The 17,016-nt window shown below is 64.1% G+C and carries 18 protein-coding genes, 1 tRNA gene and 1 pseudogene; 15 read left to right on the forward strand and 5 right to left on the reverse strand.

The features are described 5' to 3' along the window. Positions 1-5: 5 nt before the first annotated feature. The 3 genes from R9J51_RS05010 to ftsE are packed head-to-tail and all read right to left on the reverse strand — an operon-like array spanning position 6 to position 2,309. On the reverse strand, positions 6-557 hold the full coding sequence (locus tag R9J51_RS05010; RefSeq protein ID WP_168555981.1) for a YdcF family protein: 552 nt from the start codon (positions 555-557) through the stop codon (positions 6-8). A gap of 46 nt (positions 558-603) precedes the next feature. Beyond that, positions 604-1,533: a cell division protein gene (locus R9J51_RS05015; RefSeq protein ID WP_179506026.1), complete on the reverse strand. Its 930-nt coding sequence runs from the start codon at positions 1,531-1,533 to the stop codon at positions 604-606. Then, positions 1,530-2,309 (reverse strand): cell division ATP-binding protein FtsE, encoded by a 780-nt coding sequence (gene ftsE, locus R9J51_RS05020; protein WP_179506027.1) that lies wholly within the window; start codon positions 2,307-2,309, stop codon positions 1,530-1,532. The genes R9J51_RS05015 and ftsE overlap by 4 nt, the downstream gene beginning before the upstream one ends. A gap of 210 nt (positions 2,310-2,519) precedes the next feature. Here ftsE and R9J51_RS05025 point away from each other — a divergent pair, with 210 nt between their 5' ends. The 10 genes from R9J51_RS05025 to speD all read left to right on the forward strand — a co-directional run bounded on the left by R9J51_RS05025 (position 2,520) and on the right by speD (position 11,224). Further along, the gene (locus R9J51_RS05025; protein ID WP_179506028.1) at positions 2,520-3,323 is read left to right on the forward strand and encodes a zinc-ribbon domain-containing protein; all 804 of its coding nucleotides are present in this window, start codon (positions 2,520-2,522) and stop codon (positions 3,321-3,323) included. Positions 3,324-3,450: 127 nt separating this feature from the next. After that, a tRNA-Leu gene (locus tag R9J51_RS05030) sits at positions 3,451-3,537 on the forward strand. Positions 3,538-4,404: 867 nt separating this feature from the next. Continuing rightward, complete coding sequence (locus R9J51_RS05035) at positions 4,405-5,391, forward strand: SPFH domain-containing protein (protein ID WP_168555985.1); 987 nt, start codon at positions 4,405-4,407, stop codon at positions 5,389-5,391. 20 nt (positions 5,392-5,411) lie between these two features. Further along, positions 5,412-6,080, forward strand: a complete 669-nt coding sequence (locus R9J51_RS05040; RefSeq protein ID WP_179506029.1) for a DUF4178 domain-containing protein — start codon at positions 5,412-5,414, stop codon at positions 6,078-6,080. After that, positions 6,077-7,336, forward strand: a complete 1,260-nt coding sequence (locus tag R9J51_RS05045; protein ID WP_179506030.1) for a DUF4178 domain-containing protein — start codon at positions 6,077-6,079, stop codon at positions 7,334-7,336. The genes R9J51_RS05040 and R9J51_RS05045 overlap by 4 nt, the downstream gene beginning before the upstream one ends. A gap of 1 nt (position 7,337) precedes the next feature. Continuing rightward, positions 7,338-7,481, forward strand: a complete 144-nt coding sequence (locus tag R9J51_RS05050; RefSeq protein WP_169475530.1) for a hypothetical protein — start codon at positions 7,338-7,340, stop codon at positions 7,479-7,481. A 29-nt stretch (positions 7,482-7,510) separates the two neighbouring features. Then, positions 7,511-7,720: a DUF350 domain-containing protein gene (locus R9J51_RS05055; RefSeq protein WP_022676066.1), complete on the forward strand. Its 210-nt coding sequence runs from the start codon at positions 7,511-7,513 to the stop codon at positions 7,718-7,720. Then, positions 7,713-9,263, forward strand: a complete 1,551-nt coding sequence (locus R9J51_RS05060) for a polyamine aminopropyltransferase (RefSeq protein ID WP_179506031.1) — start codon at positions 7,713-7,715, stop codon at positions 9,261-9,263. The genes R9J51_RS05055 and R9J51_RS05060 overlap by 8 nt, the downstream gene beginning before the upstream one ends. Then, on the forward strand, positions 9,256-10,866 hold the full coding sequence (locus tag R9J51_RS05065; protein ID WP_179506032.1) for an NAD(P)/FAD-dependent oxidoreductase: 1,611 nt from the start codon (positions 9,256-9,258) through the stop codon (positions 10,864-10,866). Before R9J51_RS05060 ends, R9J51_RS05065 begins: the two co-directional genes overlap by 8 nt. Position 10,867: 1 nt before the next feature. After that, a complete protein-coding gene (speD, locus tag R9J51_RS05070) occupies positions 10,868-11,224 on the forward strand; it encodes an adenosylmethionine decarboxylase (RefSeq protein ID WP_169475527.1) in 357 nt (118 codons plus the stop codon). A 153-nt stretch (positions 11,225-11,377) separates the two neighbouring features. Here speD and R9J51_RS05075 read toward each other — a convergent pair whose 3' ends face one another. Beyond that, positions 11,378-11,560 carry a hypothetical protein gene (locus tag R9J51_RS05075; RefSeq protein WP_432787860.1) on the reverse strand — a complete coding sequence of 61 codons (183 nt, stop codon included), beginning with the start codon at positions 11,558-11,560 and terminating at the stop codon, positions 11,378-11,380. A gap of 157 nt (positions 11,561-11,717) precedes the next feature. On the opposite strand from R9J51_RS05075, the pseudogene R9J51_RS05080 reads away from it, so the two are divergent. The 3 genes and pseudogenes from R9J51_RS05080 to R9J51_RS05090 form a co-directional block, all read left to right on the forward strand. Then, a pseudogene (locus tag R9J51_RS05080) lies at positions 11,718-11,987 on the forward strand (peptide chain release factor-like protein); the annotation flags it as partial. Positions 11,988-12,038: 51 nt separating this feature from the next. Next, positions 12,039-12,584, forward strand: coding sequence for an HD domain-containing protein (locus R9J51_RS05085; RefSeq protein ID WP_432787861.1), 546 nt, complete (start codon positions 12,039-12,041; stop codon positions 12,582-12,584). Next, entirely contained in the window at positions 12,581-13,258 is a 678-nt protein-coding gene (locus tag R9J51_RS05090) for a phytanoyl-CoA dioxygenase family protein (protein WP_169475522.1), read from the forward strand. Before R9J51_RS05085 ends, R9J51_RS05090 begins: the two co-directional genes overlap by 4 nt. Positions 13,259-13,263: 5 nt before the next feature. On the opposite strand, the gene rtcR is transcribed toward R9J51_RS05090, so the two are convergent. Then, positions 13,264-14,856, reverse strand: a complete 1,593-nt coding sequence (rtcR, locus tag R9J51_RS05095) for an RNA repair transcriptional activator RtcR (protein ID WP_179506034.1) — start codon at positions 14,854-14,856, stop codon at positions 13,264-13,266. 331 nt (positions 14,857-15,187) lie between these two features. Here rtcR and R9J51_RS05100 point away from each other — a divergent pair, with 331 nt between their 5' ends. Next, positions 15,188-16,414, forward strand: coding sequence for an RtcB family protein (locus R9J51_RS05100; protein ID WP_179506035.1), 1,227 nt, complete (start codon positions 15,188-15,190; stop codon positions 16,412-16,414). Then, positions 16,414-17,016 carry a hypothetical protein gene (locus tag R9J51_RS05105; RefSeq protein ID WP_179562292.1) on the forward strand — a complete coding sequence of 201 codons (603 nt, stop codon included), beginning with the start codon at positions 16,414-16,416 and terminating at the stop codon, positions 17,014-17,016. The genes R9J51_RS05100 and R9J51_RS05105 overlap by 1 nt, the downstream gene beginning before the upstream one ends.

The following is a 17,016-nucleotide window of genomic DNA, read 5'->3' on the forward strand; positions in this document are numbered from 1 at the left end:
GTTCGTCACCATCCCGCCAGCCACGCCACCATGCGGGCCAGCAGCTTGTTGTATTCCAGGAACAGGATCTTGAGGCTGGGGCGCGATGGCACGGCATCGCGCACGATCACCAGCCCCTTGGGCGCCACCACCCACAAATCGAACGTGGCGCGGCGCATGTGCCAATCGGTGGTGACCAGCCGCACCGAGCGGATCTTGGCCTTCGCGATCCAGTCGGCTGCCTCGCGCGCGTTGGATCGGGTATCCACCGAATCGAAGCCCAGCGTGATGCAGCAGGCAAGCTGCGCGGGATCGACCTTGTATTCGGCGGCGAATTCGCCGGGCCGCACCTGGCGGTCCACGCCGCTGACCAGCATGGTCTGTGCCTTGCCGGCGTGCAGCATGGCCAGCGCGCGGGGGATGCGCCCGCCGCCGCCGGTCAACACGACGATGCCGTCGGTGCGCACGCTATCGCTGGCCGGCTGGGGCAGGAACCAGGCAAACCACAGGAAGCCCAGCACCCACACCAGCAGCAGCGCCGAACCGATCCGGCGGAAAAGGCCACGTGGCTTTCTCATGACGCAACTGTTCTCATGGGGGTGGGGTATCGCATGGCCATGGGCGTTATACCATGCGCCGCAGGGCAGAGAGCACGGTAAGCCGCGCGGTAACCATCACCAGCAGCACGCCGGCGATGGGAATGCCGGCCAGCACCACCCAATCGGTCCAGGCGAGCGAGCCTTGGGCGACCATGCCCGATCCCAGCGCGGCAAATTGCCGGCCCAGGCCCAGTACCGTGATCACCCCCGCCAGCAGGCCCACCACGCCGCCCATCGCCGCGTCCGTGGCCATCGAGCGCTGGAACACGCGGGCGATCTGCACATCGGTGGCGCCCAGCATGTGCACGATCTCGATCGTTTCGCGATGGGTGCCCAGCGCATTGCGCGCGGCCAGCAGCACCGCCGATACCGTGGCAAAGGCAAACAGCGCGATCAGGCCGCCCGCTGCCCATTGCAGCGCACCGATCGCGCGGAACACCGGGGCCAGCCAGCTGGATTGGGCATCGACCCGCGCGGCGGGCGCCTTGGCCACCACCGCCGTGCGCAACGCGGTGAGCCGGGGCGGGGTGGCAGCGCCCGCCAGGCGCACGTCGATCAGCGCGGGGATCGGCAGGTCGTCGAGGTCATCGCCGGTGCGCGTGCCCAGCCACGGTTCGACCAGCGCATTGAGCTGGTCTTGCGGCACAGCCGCGGCGCTGACCACGCCGGGCGCACGGGACAGCACGGCGAGGGCCGCATCGGCTTGGCGTTGCCGCTCGGCTGGCGCGGCCGAGACGATCTGGACCGTGACCCCGCCTTCCAGGTCGGCGCTGGCCGCCTGTGCGGCATGGCGCAGGGCCAGCGCGCTGGCAGCGGCCACCACGGTCAGCGCGATCATGATGGCAATCACCCAAGGCATCGGCCCGGACAGGCGCGCTTCGGGCAGCAGCGGGGATTCGCCCTCGCCGCCCCAGGCGCGCAGCGTGCGGGGCAGGGACGCAGCCAGGCGCTTCATGGCAGGAGGTTCCCGCCCGCAGGGCCGGGGCCGATCAGGCTGTCGGGCGCGCCGCCCCCCTCGATCGGGCGGCGCGGGGGATAGCGCAGCGCGCCGGTGGGGTCGGCCAGCTTGCCCTTGTCCAGCCGCATGATCAGCGAATCAGGCACTTTGCGGATCAGGTGCAGATCGTGGGTGGCCACCACCACCGTCGTGCCCAGGCGATTGAGGCTTTCGAACAGGCGCAGCAACTTGATTGCCATGTCCGGGTCCACGTTGCCGGTCGGCTCGTCGGCCACCAGGATGTCGGGGCGGGCGATCACGGCGCGGGCGATGGCCACGCGCTGCTGTTCCCCGCCCGAAAGCGTGGCGGGGCGCGCCTGGAAACGGTCGCCCAGTCCCACCCATTCCAGCATGTCGGACACCGGCTTGGCGATGTCCTTTTCGCTTTGCCCGGCCACGCGCAGCGGCAGGGCGACGTTGTCCCATGCCGAAAGATGCGGCACCAGGCGGAAATCCTGGAACACCACGCCGATGCGGCGGCGAAAGCCGGGCAGGCGTTCGCGCGGCAGCGTGATGGCATCGGTGCCGAACATGCGGATCAGCCCGCGCGAGGGGCGCCCGGCCAGGTAGAGCAGCTTGAGCAGGCTGGTCTTGCCCGCGCCGCTGGCGCCGGTGAGGAAATAGAAGCAGCCTGGGTAAAGCGTGAACGAAACGTCGGCCAGCACTTCGCGGCCGGCACCATACCGCAGCCCGACATTGTCGAACTGGACAATCTCGGCGGCGGGTTGGTTCATGGAAGTAAGGTCAAGCCCCGTTCGCGTGTTTGGTCGATCGCCAGCGGCGCAGACCATGCCGGCGCACTCGCCGATTGGCAATGTGCCGCAGCTGCGCGATTGGCAATAGGGCCTATACGCGTCAATGCATGTGGAAAAAAGGGCGCATGGGCGTTTTGCCCCCTTGCTCCCTATTGTTTCAGCCCCTCTCGCCATGCTTAGACCGTTCCCATGATAATCGCCTGTCCCGCCTGTGCGACGCGCTATGTCGTTCCCGACAGTGCGATCGGTGTGGACGGCCGCACCGTGCGCTGTGCCAAGTGCCGGCACAGCTGGTTCCAGGCCGGCCCAGAACTGCCCGCGCGCCCATCGCCCGATGCTCCCCCTGCATCATCCGGGGCGGGATCGCCCGCAGCCGCGCCGGCCGAACGGCCCGCCCCGGCACCCCGGACAGAGCCAGTGGCACCGGCAGCCGCGCCATCGCCCGCTGCCGAAACACCGCCGGCCCCCGCGCCCCGTGCCGAACCGCCGCGCCAGCCCGCGCCACCGGCCAGCGAATTCGTATCGCCGGTGTCCAGCTTCGAGCACGAGCCTCCGTTCCGCCCGCGCCGCAATCCGGCGCGGCTGTGGACGGCGGCCGGCGTCACCTTTGCCCTGGCTGTGGCGGCGATGATCGGCCTGGTGTCCTGGCTGGGCCTGCCCGATTGGCTGCCGGTCAACCGCCCCACGTTCGGCAATGGCAGTCCCGACCTGGTGCTGTCGTTCCCGCCCGCGCGGCAGGACCGGCGCACGCTGCCCAACGGCACGGCCTATTTCGGTGCCAGCGGCACGGTGACCAACGTGGGCAAGGACCTGCGCGAAGTGCCGCCGATCCTGATCGTGCTGCGCGATGCGCAAAACCGCGTGGTCTATACCTGGGATGTCGCCCCGCCCAAGGACAAGCTGCGCCCGGGCGAAAGCGTGACCATCAACGAAGCGGTGACCGACGTGCCCAAGAGCGCCAAGTCGGCCGAAATCGGCTGGAAGCCCGAATAAGCCCGAACCAAGCGCGCCCTGGGGATAAAAAAGTGTTCGCCCCTGTTGCAGGCCCCCAAATCCCCTGCTAGGGGCGCGCTCCTACCCCGACGGGATCTGGCCCCAGGCCATGCCCCGGATGCGATATGCGGTCGTGGCGGAATTGGTAGACGCGCAACGTTGAGGTCGTTGTGGGCGAAAGCCCGTGGAAGTTCGAGTCTTCTCGACCGCACCAGCACCCATCCCAGGGCTGCTCATGAAATCTCCAAATGGCTGAAAACAGCCATTTCTTGCCTCACCGCAACCCAACGTGTATCCTCCCAGTGCCCGCAAAACGGGGGACCAGACGGGGGACTGAAACCGCCCCGTTTCTCCCCGCTGAGGAAAGGTTCTGTGCAGCAGCGCATTTGCTGCGCGCCGCGACGACCGGCCAGGAACCTGGTATCAATTCAGCCGATCAGTCCAGCAACCGCGGCCCCTCGCACAGCTTCGACGATGGCGTCGGTCGTCATGCGCAGGCGCGGAACCAGGGTGGGTGACGCGATCCAACAGCGCGTGGATCGGCAGGTGACCGGCCACAAGTTCTTCCAGGACCGAGACGAGACTGCCATCGGCAATCGCACCGCGGGCAAGCCAATATGGGACCAGCCCCAATCCCTGCCCGGCGCGGATCGTCGAAGGCGTCAGAAGACTGCCGTCGAGCACCATTTTCGGTTCTAGCTGGATTGTTATGAGACCACGGCGCCAAGGCGGCGGGCGATAATCCTCGGAATTTCCGGCAATTCGCCGATCTGCACCACGAGATCGATATTGTCCTTGGCAAGATAAAGGCGGGCACGATCACATGCGTGCCTAGCAAGGAGGGGAGGGGCGACGCGAGAGCGCCTACGATCACTGGCAAAGGCTGTGCCTCGTCCAACGACCGGCACATGTCTCGGAACAGGCGCACGCCGCGCTGGTCCCGCGCGACATGTTCAGCGACAGGTTGCCTGCCAGGGCCAGACACCCGCTTAAGCCCGCCCTGCTTCGCACCGCGACGGCAAAGCATTGCCGGTGCGGTAGTATGTTGTAGGATACGCGAGTAGCCGACCGGCAGGTGACCATGTTCGATTTCCTGAAGAAGCAATTCGTCGATATCATCGAGTGGCTGGAAGAGCCCGGCCAGTTGGCCTGGCGTGTGCCTTTTGCGGATCAAGAGATCCAGCATGGCGCGCAGTTGACGGTGCGTGAGGGGCAAATCGCCGCGTTCGTCAACGAAGGCCGGATGGCCGACTACTTCGGGCCCGGCCTGCACACCTTGGAAACCGCCAACCTGCCGTTGCTCTCGGACCTGATGAACTGGGACAAGGGCTTCCGTTCGCCCTTCAAGTCGGACGTCGTGTTTCTTTCGCTCAAGGAACAGCAAGGATTGAAGTGGGGCACGGCGCAGCCCATCACGGTCCGCGATACCGAGTTCGGCGCGCTGCGGCTGCGCGCGTTCGGCTCCTACTCGTTCCGCCTGAGCGAAGCTGCGCCTTTCGTATCGCGGGTGCTGGGCACCATGTCCGGGGTGACCGTCGCATCGCTCGAACCGCAGCTGCGGGCCGCGATCCAGACCGCAATTGCAACAGCGCTGGGCGGCAGTGGCATTGCCTTTCTCGATCTTGCAGCCAACCAGCAAGCACTGTCGGACAAGATCAAGGTCGAAGTCGACAAAGCATTCGCCCAGTGGGGCCTTACCTGCCTTTCGTTCTACGTCGAGAGTGTCTCGCTACCGGACGAAGTGCAGGCCCATCTCGACAAGGGCAGTTCCATGCGGGTGCTGGGCGATCTTGCCGCTTACACCCGCTTCCAGGCCGCCGAGGCGATCGAGCAGGCTGCGGGCAACGACGCCGGGATGGCTGGTATCGGCGCAGGCATGGCAGCGGCGACCGCCCTTGGCGGTGCGATGGCCCAGGGACTGGGCGCCACGCCGATGGGGCAGCCGGCCGCCGTGACCGAAGATCCCCTGGCGACAATCGAGAAGCTGCACCGCCTGGTCACCATCGGAGCCCTGAGCCAGGAAGAGTTCGACGCCAAGAAGGCCGAGCTGCTCAGCCGGATACGCTGAGTGTAATCGGGGCCGGATGAATGGAAAGCGTGAACTGTCCCTCATGTGAGGCTTTGCTTCCGCTGCGCGATCCGGGTTTGCCGTATTCGACCTGCAATTACTGCCAAAGCCTCGTCAGGCGGCGGGACGGCGCTGCCGAGGTTGTGGGAACGGTTGCCAGCCTACCCCTGGACGTTTCTCCGATACAGATCGGGACGACGTTCGCCCTTGATGGAAACAGCGCGGTGGCGGTTGGCCGTGTGCGCTGGGGCTGGCAGGATGGTTCCTGGAACGAATGGTTCCTGCGCGCCGACGATGGCCGGCATTACTGGCTCGGCGAGGCGATGGGCATGTATATGCTGACCAGCGAATACCCCGCCGTCCTGGCGGTGCCTGCCATCAGGAACTTCGCCGACGGCAACCCCTTTGCCCTGGGGGCTACCGTAAAGGCTGGCGGCAAGTGGCTCGAGGCAACAGACGTGAAGGAAGCATCCTGTCTTGGCAGCGAAGGCGACCTGCCTTTCGCGACGCTTCCGGGCCGGACCATGACCAACGTCGATTTCCGTAACGCCAACGGCGATGCGCTTTCGGTTCAGCGCGACGATGATGGGACGACGGCATGGCTCGGGCGCTGGAGTGATCTGGCAGGGTTGCAGCCGAAGAACCTGCGCCGGATCGAAGGCTGGACCATTCCTGGAACGCTGGCATGACCCTGGCCCGAGCCGTCACTTGTCCGTCGTGTGGCGGTTCGATCGAGGTACGGGCTGCCGGCTACACCGTCACCCTCGCATGTCGCTATTGCGGATCGGTGCTCGACGTCGCCCACGAAGATGTCCGGCTGATCACCGCCTATAAGCGCGCCAACGCCAATTTCGCCATCGAACTTGGCACGCGTGGCACCTTATTCGATGTGGAGTGGGAAGCGATCGGGGCACTGCGCCGGCGGAGCCCGGGAGCGATCTGGCAGGAATACCTTCTCTTCAATCCCTACGCCGGATACCGCTGGTTGGTCGTTGCCGATGGCGAATGGCAATTCGGCACGATGCTGCTCGATCGGCCCGATGGCGCAGGGGCTTCGATCGAATGGCGGGGAAAGACCTACCAGCTTGATGACGATGCGACGGTCGAAACCACGACTGTCCTGGGCGAATTCTACTGGCGCGTGTCGCGAGGGGATCGCGTGCAGTGCGCGACTTTCGCATGCGGCAGCAGCTTCCTGTCGCGTGAAGCTGCCACGGATGAGGTTACATGGACACACCTCGTCCCGGTCGACCGGCGCCAGGTGGAGGAGGCATTCGCCGTCCGGCAGCGCTACAAGCCGAGGGCAGGCCTCAAGGCCATACCGGACGGCTTCTTCAAGGCCCCAGGCACGGGCGAAAACGACCTGCCAATGATGTTTCTGATGGCGCTGGGCGCGCTGCTCATGATCGGGATCGTCCAGGACCTGATGAGCCGGCCGCACCTGTGCGCCAACAATCGCTTCGATGTCGTTGTCGGCGCCGCTACCGCGACTCACAAGATCGGCACGATCGAGGTTACGCGCCCCTGGCAGTTCGTCACCATCCAGGCGGACAGCAATGACTTCAGCAACCGCTGGGTGGATTTAGACTACAGCCTGGTCAACCGCCGCACACAGCAGTCGATCGATGCCTATGGCATCGTGGAATACTACACCGGCACCGACAGCGACGGTCGCTGGACCGAGGGCAGCCATCATGGCGAGACCCAGTTTGCCGGCGTTCCGCGCGGTAGCTACGATGTTTACGTTGATACCGGATCACACGGCTGGCCAACCGACCCGCCGGCAAATGCGACGGATCCCGACCACCCATGGAGTGCGCCGGATTCCATATCCATGTGGTTTAACGCCTGCACCGGCGGGCATTCGTGGGGCATGTTCTGGATTTTTGCGATCCTGCTGTTCGGCGCGCCTTGCCTGATCCTGTGGCGGAGGCACCGGGATTGAGATGAGCAAGCGCCTGATCTTCTTCTCCGCCTGGTGCGCCTTCCTGATCATTCTGGCGGGCATCGCGACGTGGTTCGCCTGGTCGCCTTTCTCCGACGACGAACGACCTGTCTCTACCGGCTATCGGGGCCCCACCCACAAGTAGTCCACCTTTCGCACGATGGAGTTGTGCCCATGCTGACCCTCGATGTTTTCCTCGCAACCGTGCTTTATGCAGCGCTCGGCATCGTCATATTCATCGTGAGCTTCGTGCTGGTCGACAAGTTGACGCCCGGCGAGCTGTGGCGCGAGATCATCGAGCGCAAGAACATGGCCGTGGCGCTGCTTGCCGGGGCTGTGGCCATCGGGATTTCCAACATTATCGCTGCTGCCGTGCATGGTTGATCCGCTCACGGGGGATGACGGCGGAACCCAACCGGACGCTCCTGGATCCCTCGCGATCATCCTGCTGGTATCGGTCCTGGTCGTCGCCACCTGTGGCCTGATCTACGAGTTGCTCGCCGGGACACTCGCCAGCTACCTGCTTGGCGACAGCGTCACCCAGTTCTCGACCGTGATCGGCAGCTATCTGTTCGCCATGGGCATCGGCAGCTACCTGTCGCGCCATGTGCGGCACAACGAGATCGGAGTGTTCGTCCGCGTCGAGATACTGATCGCCGCGCTGGGAGGATGGTCGGGCGCCGGGCTGTTCCTGCTCTTCCCCATCGTCGAGGATTTCCGGGTCGTGCTCTATGCGCTGGTGCTGGCGATCGGCATCCTTGTCGGCTTGGAAATCCCGTTGCTGATTCGCATCTTGCGCCATCGCTTCGCCTTTCGCGATCTCGTGTCGAACGTCCTGACCTATGACTACATCGGGGCGCTCATTGCCTCGTTGCTGTTCCCGCTGGTCCTGGTGCCCTGGCTCGGCATGATCCGCACCGGATTTGTGTTCGGTCTGGCCAATGTCGGCGTGGCGGTCGCCTTGCTTATCGCCCTGCGCGCACGACAGAGTATTGGTCGCGATCTCGTTGCGGCCCTCATCGTGCTCGCATCGCTTGTCGCCGGCCTGTTTGCAGCCGACCATATCCAGCGCTGGTCGGAAGTCGCGTTCTATGGCGAGCCTGTCATCTATGCCCGCTCGACGCCGTACCAGCGCATCGCCATCACGCGGCGGGGCGAGGACCTGCGCCTCTACCTCAACGGCAACCTGCAGTTCTCGACGCGCGACGAATACCGATATCACGAGGCGCTGGTCTGGCCCGTGCTCGGCCGCGTTGCTCATCCGCGGCAGGTGCTGATCCTGGGCGGCGGCGACGGTCTCGCCGCACGTGAAGTCCTGCGCGATCCGCGCGTATCGAAGGTGACGCTGGTCGATCTCGACCCGGAAATGACGCACCTGTTCCGGGATGTACCCCAGCTTGCACAACTCAACCGGCATTCGCTGTCCTCTCCGAAGATGCAGGTGATCAATGGCGATGCGTTCCGTTGGGTCAGAAAGGCGGCCGGGCCCTATGACGCAATCCTGATCGACTTTCCCGATCCCACCGAGTTTTCGCTCGGCAAGCTCTATACCGAGAGTTTCTATCGCGAGGTCGCACGCCTGCTGGCCCCGGCCGGCGTGCTCACGGTGCAGAGCACGTCGCCCCTCGTGGCGCCACGCTCTTACTGGACCGTGGCAAGCACGCTTGAAGCTGCTGGGCTATCGGCACGCGGCTACCACGCTTATGTTCCCAGCTTCGGCGAATGGGGCTTCACCATGGCTGCACACAGCCCGCCGGGGGATGCTGTGGCCCTTCCTCCCGGGCTTCGGTTCCTGACGCAGGCCAGCGAACGGGCCATGTTCGATTTCCCGCCGGATATGGCGCGCCGCCCTACGCCTGTGAACCGCCTCGACAACCAGGCGCTGGTGCGCAGCTTTGCCGAGGAATGGGGGCATTACGATGGCTGATGCCACCCGGCGCGATGTCCTTCGGGCTGGCGCCGCCGGAGCAGGCGCCCTTTCTCTGGGCAGTTGCGCCACGCCGCCCATGGCTGGCACATTGGACGGATCGGATTGGCGGCGCGGCCACCTCGTCCGCGACGGCAAGTTTCCACCTGCAAACGGGGCAGAACAGCAGGCGGCGATCCTGATCGCCGGCGGGGGCGTGGCTGGGCTCTCCGCTGCCTGGCGGCTCAAGGCCGCCGGTTTCGACGATTTCGTGCTGCTGGAGCTGGAGGACAAGGTCGGCGGCAATGCGCGATCTGGCCGCAACCCGGTGAGCGCCTATCCACTTGGCGCCCACTATCTACCGGTGCCGAATAAGGAAGCGGTGGCCCTGCGGCACATGCTGAAAGAGTTCGGCATGATCGTGGGCGAGGAAGGCGGCGCGCCGCTCTACGATCCTTATCAACTCTGCGCCGATCTTGAAGAGCGCCTGCTGTGGCGGGGAAGCTGGCAAGAAGGGTTGTATCCGTCCAGCGGACTGACGAGAGAAGATGTCGCCCAACGCGATCGTTTTGCGCAGGAAATGGCGCAGCTTCGCAATGCCGTGGGCACGGATGGGCGCCCTGCGTTCGCCATCCCCCGCGCCTATTCGAGCGTCGATCCCGCCTACACCGGGCTTGATCGACTCTCGTTTGCGCAGTGGCTCGATCAGCGCGGCTACAGCTCTCCCGTGCTACGGGCCTACCTGCGTTACTGCTGCCGGGATGACTATGGGACCGAACCGGAAGAGGTATCGGCATGGGCGGGCGTGCACTATTTCGCGGCGCGCCGCGGGTGGGCTGCGGGCAACGACGGCGATCGTGAGCTCACTTGGCCCGAAGGGAACGGGCGTCTCGTCTCGCTGCTGCGTGACGGCGTCTCCGATCATGTCCGCGCGGCCCACAGTGTATGTGCGATCGCGCAGCACGGCGACCACGCCGTGGTCGATGCCTTTGACCACAATGCCGGGTCCACCACCCGGTGGAATGCGGCTTGCGCGATCGTCGCCATGCCGCATTTTGTTGCCGCGCGTGTGGCCCCAGGACACGCCAGCGAAGGGCGTTTTCGCTATGCGCCCTGGGTCGTGGCCAATGTGACCGTCAATCGGCATCCGAAGGGGCGAGGCGTCAGCCTTGCGTGGGACAATGTCTCGACCGGCAGCGACAGCCTCGGTTATGTCGTCGCGACGCACCAGTCGGCAAGTGGCGGTAATGGCCCCACCGTGCTGACTTGGTATTTGCCCTTGTCCAGGACCGCTCCAAGCGAAGCGCGGAAGCTGATGATGACGCGCACGCTGCAAGCGTGGCAACGGCTGATCGCGGATGATCTCCTGACGATGAATCCCGATCTGATGGGCGCAATCGACAGGATCGACGTCTGGCGCTGGGGCCATGCCATGATCAGCCCTACACCGGGCTTTTTGTCCGACCCGGCCCGCAGGGCTGCGATCGACGCAAAACCGCCCGTTCTCTTCGCCCACTCGGATCTGTCCGGTCTTTCGTTGTTCGAGGAGGCGCACTACCGCGGCGTCGTCGCAGCGGAGGCTGCGCTGGCCCACCTTGCTCACCCTTTCGAAAGTCTTGCCTGACATGGCGCATTTGCCCGGCACCAGTGTCCATCTGCTCGCAGACTTGTGCCAAGGGAAGCGACTGAGCGACTTCGAACTGGTCGAGGCTACGCTGCGCCAAGCGGCTTTGGCGGCAGGCGCCAAGGTATTGAGTGTCCATGTCCACGCCTTTGGAGAGGGCATGGGCGTAACCGGAGTCGCCCTGCTGGCGGAATCCCACATTTCAATCCACACTTGGCCAGAAACCGGTGAAGCGGCAGTTGACCTGTTTGTTTGCGGAAACGACGTGGATGCAGCAGCCGGACTCGATGTAATTGTAGAGAATTTTTCTGCAGAAATCTTGCGCCGACATAGAATTGAACGGCTATCCAGGACATAAGGCCGTCCCAAATTGGTGGATGGAAGGCGCCGGCCGAGGCTGGTGACGGGTTAGACAAATCGTAAATGGCATGCACAAGCGGTCAACGGCCGCCGCAAAGGCCAGCCTTGCCAAGTCCAATCACGTGCGTCCGAAGCCGCCATCGATTCACGATCATGCCGGCGGCAGATGCCGCGCCATACGGGCCTTGAGCAGCTCCACCAATTCCGGCTGCATGAAGGCATAATCGTCCGGAATATCCAGGCAGATTAGTCGCTGCCCGCGCAAGGCCGCGCGCAGCCGCCGTTGCAGCTTGGCGCGATGCTGTTTTTCCATCACCACGATGGGCCAAGCCATCCTGCAGGCGCATCGCCAGGCTGATGCGCATCAGGGCATCTCCGCCGGTCGTCCCGAAGCGGAAGCCTATCTGGCCGACCACGACGCCGCGTTGGGATGGGCTATCCTCAACCGCCAGGTCATTGCCCGGCGCTTTTGCGAGAGCCTTGGGTTTGGTGGGCTGGGTGGGCAGCATGTCAACAAGACCGACAGCGCGGTGCGGGCAACGCACCGGCCGACAGGCCTTGTCGCCACCGCGCAAGAGCAGCGGTCCCAGCACGCCAACCGCAAGCTGGCGCGGCTGAAACTGGCGATCATGCTGGAAGAGTGGCACGGGCAAGCCCAAGACGATGCGCGCAGATCGCAATGGCGGGTCCATCAGGAGCTTGAACGTGGCAACGCGGTCAGGGTCTATGCCGGAGAGCGGTTTCAGCTAAGATCGGCTTGAACGCCGTCGGTGGGTGGTTTTGCGCCCGCCCACCGATCTCCTGGAGATACCGTGTTGTTTGCCCAAGACCTTGCCGTGATGCAGATTGTCCTGGATGCCTGCGCCTTCGCCACGCGCATGCACGGCAACCAGCAGCGCAAATATACCGGCGAGCCCTATGTGCTGCATTGTCTGGAGGTGGCGCGAACGGTGGCGGAGGTCGGTGGAACGCCCACGATGATTGCGGCGGCACTGCTTCATGATGTGGTCGAGGATACCGAGGCCAGCATTGAGGATGTTCGTGCCCAGTTTGGCGAGGACATTGCGCAAGGCGTCGCTTGGCTCACCGATGTCAGCCGCCCCGAGGATGGCAACCGCACGGCCCGCAAGGCAATGGACCGCGCGCATCTGGCGCAGGCCCCGGCCGAGATGAAGACCGTCAAGCTGGCCGATGTGATTTCCAACACCCGCTCGATTGTCGATCACGGCGATGGCTTTGCCCGGGTCTATCTGCACGAGATTGCCGCCCTGCTGGAGGTGCTGACCGAAGGGCACCCCGAACTGCTGCGACGGGCGAAGGCAGAAGTGGAGCAAGGCGCGGCCAAGTGGCTGGCATGACCGCGCTTGATGCGCTGCGCCTCGCGGAACATGGGGCGCAGCTCTTCCGCGGGGCAGCCTTGGCGGACCTGCAGGAGTTGCAGACAGCAACGGCAGGACTGCCTCCCGATCAGGCGGGTGTCCGCATTCATGGAGTGGGCCTGCTGCGCCCCTGTCTGGCGCCGTCCGGCTCGATCGGTGCCATCGCCAGCAACGTCCTTGGCGCCGCAGCCAAGCCTGTCCGCGCCATCCTGTTCGACAAGAGCGCGGCGACCAACTGGTCGTTGGGCTGGCACCAGGATCGTACCATCTGCGTGCGTGATAGGATCGCGGTGCCCGGTTTTGGGCCATGGTCAGTCAAGGCGGGCCTGCTCCACGTTGCCCCTCCTGCAGAATTGCTGTCGCGCATGGTAACGCTGCGGGTTCATTTCGATGATGTGCCTACCATCAATGCTCCCCTGCTGATCGCTCCCGGGTCGCACTGCCGCGGCCGCGTGCCGGAATCTTCGGTAGCTCAGGTGGTGGCGGAATGTGGCGTTGTTGCCTGCCTTGCCGAGGCGGGAGACATCTGGGCCTATTCCACGCCCATCCTTCATGCCTCCGATGCTGCCAGCCGGCCCGGGCATCGACGCGTTCTTCAAGTGGATTTCAGCGCCGACGACTTGCCGGGTGGCTTGGAATGGTTGGGCGTTTAGCGGGCTTACCCGCCACCCCTGAAATCATCCCACCCCAGCCCGAACCGCGCCAGATATTTGCGCAGCCGGTCGGCGTCATTGGTACTGGCACGTTTTACGCGCGATGCGGCGAAGAGTGTGCGGCCTGCTTCGGACAGGGAACGGGCAGAGGCGCAGGTTTGCACAACAAAGGCCAGTTGCACGCGTTCAAACGGGTCAAGATCAGCCAGCGCATCGGCGGACAGCCAGCGTTCCAGCCCATCGCCATCGACCGGGCCATCGGCCCAGAGGCGCTTGAGCCGTTCGATCTCCTTGGCCACGGCGGGAACATCGATCCGTCCCTTGGGCGAGAAGGTTGCCATGCGCGTGACACTGGCGGCCAGATCGCGGAAATTGCCTGACCAGCGCGCGGCGGGAGACAGCGCGAAGGCGAGGTAATCGGCCCGTGCTTCCTTGTTGAACGTCACCCTTTCGCCTTCGCGCTCGGCATGGCGATCGAGTTCGTAATCGAGGTTTGGGGCGATATCCTCGCGCCGCTCGGCCAGGCCGGGGAGCGCGAAGGTCCAGAGGTTGAGGCGAGCGTAGAGATCCTCGCGGAAAGTGCCTGCGGCCACGCAAGACGCCAGATCGCGGTTGGTCCCGGCGATCAGCTGGAATTCGCTCTGCGCTTCCTTGTCGGCACCCACGGGCAGGAAGCGCTTGTCCTCGATGGCGCGCAGGATCATCGCCTGCTCGTCGAGGCCCAGTTCACCAATTTCGTCGAGGAACAGCATCCCGCCATCGGCGCTGCGCAAAAGCCCGGCGCGATCCGCCGCCGCGCCGGTGAAAGCGCCCTTCTTGTGGCCAAACAGCGCCGACATCGCGCTGTCCCCGCGCAAGGTGGCACAGTTCACCTCGACAAAGCTGCCGGTCATCTGGCGCTTGAGTTTCTTCAGTTCGAAAATGCGGCGGGCAAGCTGGCTCTTGCCAGCGCCGGTTGGCCCCATCAGCAGTATGGGCGCGCGTGTGCGGCTGGCCACCTGCTCGATCTCGTCGATCATCGTGTTGAAGGCGGGGTTGAGCGTTTCGATCCCCGATTTCAGGAACGAGGAACTCTCCGCGCTCTCGCTGGCAAAGCGCGTGGCAATGCTGTCATAACGCGAGAGATCAAGGTCGATCACGCTCCACGTGCCTGCCGCATCGGGGGCGCCGCGCCGGGGCTGGGTCTGCAGCAGGCGCCCGGGCAGATAATGCGCCTCTGTCAGTAGGAACAGGCAGATCTGCGCGACATGGGTGCCGGTGGTGATGTGCACCAGCACATCCTCGGCATCAGGGTCCAGCGCCAGCCCCCGCGCAAAGTCGAGCAGCTTGCCGTAGACTTCTTCAAAATCCCAGGCGTCCTTGAAGTCGAGGACATGCCGTTCCACCCGCGTTTCGGGCGAGACCGAGGCAATGTCCTGCGCCACATAGTCAGCGAGGCGGCTGTGCAGATTGCCATGGATCATGACGAAGCGATCCACCCGCAAATCCTCATGCATGCACAGCCCCACCGACGGCCGCCACTTCATCCAGCGCGAAGGGCCGAATTTTGCGGCGTCGAGCGTGGAGCCGAGAAAGCTGATGACGGTGGTTGGCTTCATGCGCGAAATTTATATCAGCTTATATTTCCAGATACAAATTCCCTAACTTTCGCGGTGGGCTTTGCTGCCTTCAATCGGCAAACAGATTTTAAATACATTAATTATCAATGCTTTCCAAAATTTCCAAAGCATCATTCCCAAAACTGGCACGCCATCTGCACATGGTATTGCGTCGGGTCAGTCGAACAGCCCGACAGGTAAGCGGCAAGCGGGGCGGCCGGAATGGGCCGGCCGCCCCCAGACCGCCCCTCACAACGAATTTTGCCATGGGCGGCCAGCGACTTGCCAATGCCGCGTCGCCGGCACCATGATGACCATGCGGGAGGCCGAGATGGCTGAGACCACTTATGAATTTCACGATGTCGCTGGCGGCGTGCCGATCAAGATGTGGACGCGCGGCGTGGCTGTCGAAGACCAGGCCCGCGACCAACTGGTGCGCGCGGCCAGGATGCCGTTCATCTTCAAGCATGTCGCCGCCATGCCCGACGTGCATGTCGGCATTGGCGCCACGGTCGGCTCGGTCATCCCCACGCGCGGCGCGGTAATCCCGGCGGCGGTGGGGGTGGACATCGGCTGTGGCATGATGGCCGCGCGCACCTCGCTGATGGCGCATGACTTGCCCGACAATCTGGAAGGCATCCGCAGTGCCATCGAACAGGCCGTGCCGCATGGGCGCAGCGTGGGGCGTGGCAAGCGCGATCGTGGTTCGTGGGGTAACCCGCCGGCTGCCATTGTCGAGGCATGGGCCAGCCTGGCGGTGCGCTTTGCGCGGATCTGCGACAAGCATCCCCGCCTGAAGAACACCAACAACCTCACGCACCTGGGCACGCTGGGCACGGGCAATCATTTCATCGAACTGTGCCTCGACCAGGAAGCGCGGGTGTGGGTGATGCTGCATTCCGGCTCGCGCGGGGTGGGCAACGCGATTGGCTCGTTCTTCATCGAGCTGGCCAAGCAGGACATGCGCAAGTGGCACATCAACCTGCCCGACGCGGACCTCGCCTACTTCCCCGAAGGGACCGACCATTTCGACGATTATGTCGAAGCGGTGGGCTGGGCGCAGGATTTTGCCGCGCTCAACCGCCGGATGATGATGGTCAATGTGATCGCCGCATTGCGGGGCCAGATTGCCAAGCCGTTCGAGGCGGAACTGGAAGCGGTGAACTGCCACCACAACTACGTGACGCGCGAAAACCATTTCGGCGAGAACGTGCTGGTCACCCGCAAGGGTGCGGTGCGTGCGGCCAAGGGCGTACTGGGGATCATCCCCGGCTCGATGGGGGCCAAAAGCTTCATCGTGCGGGGCCTTGGCAATGCGGAGAGCTTTGACAGCTGCTCGCATGGCGCAGGCCGCGTGATGAGCCGCACCGCGGCCAAGCGCCTGGTCAGCCTGGCCGACCATATCGCCGATACGGCAGGCGTGGAGTGCCGCAAGGACGTGGGCGTGATCGATGAAACGCCCCGTGCGTACAAGCCGATCGAGGCCGTCATGGCGGCGCAAGCCGATCTGGTCGAGATCGTCCACACGTTGAAACAAGTGGTCTGCGTGAAGGGGTGATGATGGATTTTCGCGACATTGATTGGCAGTCCGACTGTCCGGATCCGATCGCGGTTGCAAGCGATTGGGACCGGACAGTCATCACTCCAATTCGGCAAGCGGACGAGAGAATAAGGTCGGTCGTTCGTGCGTTGGTAAGTACGCACGTTAATGGCGGTGCGAAAATCGCTCAGTTTGAAATCGATGCCGCGCCCGCAGTACGATGGGCGCTTTCGCGCAATCGCTGGAATGAATTCGATTTGTTGGGACGATTTTTCAGGCACACTTTGGTCAAAGAGATTTTACCCCCAGTGGAACGGATTAAACCAACAATCTGCGCTTTCCAAATGGAGGGCACATTAACCGCATATGGTCGATTGGCCGACTGGATTCGCGAAGGCGGTGCCTATCGCAAATTTAATGGGTCGGACGAAGCCGCTTTGAAGTTGGCGACCGGCCTCATGGAATCAGTATGCGAGCAGCGATTCTCCGAAACGAACACTTGGGTAAATTGGATGCCATGGACGGATTGGTTCTTGGACGTGGCTTGGGATGGAACATTCCTGTGGTTTGACACTCGCAGGGGCATCGCGACTGTCCTCATGGTTACGGACACAGATTAG

Origin of the sequence: Novosphingobium rhizosphaerae (assembly GCF_050920675.1) — a bacterium.
GTDB lineage: Bacteria > Pseudomonadota > Alphaproteobacteria > Sphingomonadales > Sphingomonadaceae > Novosphingobium > Novosphingobium rhizosphaerae.